2 protein-coding genes are annotated in these 1,802 nt (G+C 33.3%); one reads left to right on the forward strand and one right to left on the reverse strand.

Features of this window, described 5'->3' with window-relative positions; translation table 11 throughout:
- Nucleotides 1-127: 127 nt before the first annotated feature.
- Complete coding sequence (locus F607_RS0126705) at nt 128-667, reverse strand: hypothetical protein (protein ID WP_027710426.1); 540 nt, start codon at nt 665-667, stop codon at nt 128-130.
- Nucleotides 668-1,119: 452 nt separating this feature from the next.
- On the opposite strand from F607_RS0126705, the gene F607_RS0126710 reads away from it, so the two are divergent.
- Entirely contained in the window at nt 1,120-1,641 is a 522-nt protein-coding gene (locus F607_RS0126710; RefSeq protein WP_027710427.1) for an RDD family protein, read from the forward strand.
- Nucleotides 1,642-1,802: the final 161 nt, after the last annotated feature.

The raw sequence follows: 1,802 nt of genomic DNA on the forward strand, positions 1-1,802 counted from the left end.
CTTGTTTCTGGTGTGAGACCTATATGAATACAGAGGGTAACCGACGGAATATCAAGGCAGATCTAGTTAATTGACTAGTCCATTTAGGGTACACCCTAAATGGACCAGGGAGAAATTGAAAATATAACTAATACCTGTTTTCAATCGCAGCGATTGAAGCTTCTGCTTCCTCAGGAAGAAGCAAAAACCATTTGTCATCATGTCGCTTCATTTGCTGTACAACATGTTGCTTAATCACTTTGCCATTGAAATTAATTCCTATGTTATATACTGCAAAACCCCTATTTCCTGAATATGATTCATCAACAAAAGTAATAGTTGATGACTTAAATAGCTCAATATATTCTGGTTTTAAATATACGATAAATTCGCTTGATCTTCGAAAGACCTCTTTTTCACTTAATTTTTCAAAATCTTGAATGCTTTCTACAGCAAACATTGGTAGTAGATCTTTCTTAGCTTTTTCTGACCTTTCACTTGTCAAAGCATTTTGAATAACTTTTTTAAATCTTTTCAATGCATCTGGATGCATCAAATCAGCCATTCTTTTTGTGTCATATACTTTCAGTGCTTTACCATATTCATTCATTGTGGACTTAATACTTGACTCTTGAGCTATACTTGCAAGAGGTAATAATAGTAGGCTAAAAATATAAAAATACTTCATTATCATACTTAACGAATTTAATTTTTTATATAAAAGTTTATTTGTGATTAACAATTTATCATCGCACCAAAATACTTAAAAACAAAAGTAGTCATGTCATAATTACGGCTATTATACATACTATTTAGCCATTTTACTAAAATCTCGACTTTGGCCATTATTGAATACACATGACAGCTAAAAATAAGATATTAGAAACAACAGGTTAGAATTAATTCATATCATGGTTTTCATTAGGCATGAGTTAATTCAGGCTATAATCTCTAATAGTATTGCTTTACCTGCAATGCCTTAGCTTCTTAATGGCCAAAGTCGAGTAAAATCTCACAACTAACAAAATGTTGATCAAGCAAGTTCTAAGCAAACAAAATCATAGCCTGAAGGTAATTCCATCCCAATATAAACATGGTACAATGCTGCTCATTTAAATGACAATCAATAGTTGACAAGCAATGCATAGTAGTAATGAGATTTATCAAACTCCAGAAGCGAGACTAGACAAACCTGAAGAGATCAAAATATCAGAACTAGCTCCAAGATGGCGAAGGCTTTGTGCCCATCTTATTGATTTTTTTATATGCGGTCTTATTGCTACAGCACTCTATTTCTTTGCAGATTTCTTTATATTAGAAGGAACTATAGAACAACTTGAAGAACAACACTCAGCAGTGTTTGAGCTAATCCTTGTCTCTGTTTCTATGGTATTTTTCTTTTTAATCAATGGACCCTTACTTGCCAAAAACGGACAAACCGTTGGAAAGAAGTTGCTGGGAATTGCTATTGTTTCTTATACAACAAATAAAATTCTCCCTTTATTTCAAGTTATCTTAATTCGTTATGGATGCTTCGTAATATTAGGTTTCATACCAGCTATTGGGCAATTAGCTAGCTTGGTCAATACATTATTCATATTTCGTAAAGAAAGGCGTTGTTTACATGACTACGTTGCTGATTCAAAAGTAATTGTTTATTGATACAAGTAGGCCGGACCACAAAGCATGAGAACATCCTCGTGATGTGAATTGTTTAATAAATGGCCGGTGCACTTAGGGTATACCTAAAATGGACTACCTATAAGCCAGTACACTAAATAGCAAGATACTATGTATAATGGACCACTATATGTGTACCAATG

Source organism: Zooshikella ganghwensis DSM 15267 (assembly GCF_000428585.1).
Classification (GTDB): domain Bacteria; phylum Pseudomonadota; class Gammaproteobacteria; order Pseudomonadales; family Zooshikellaceae; genus Zooshikella; species Zooshikella ganghwensis.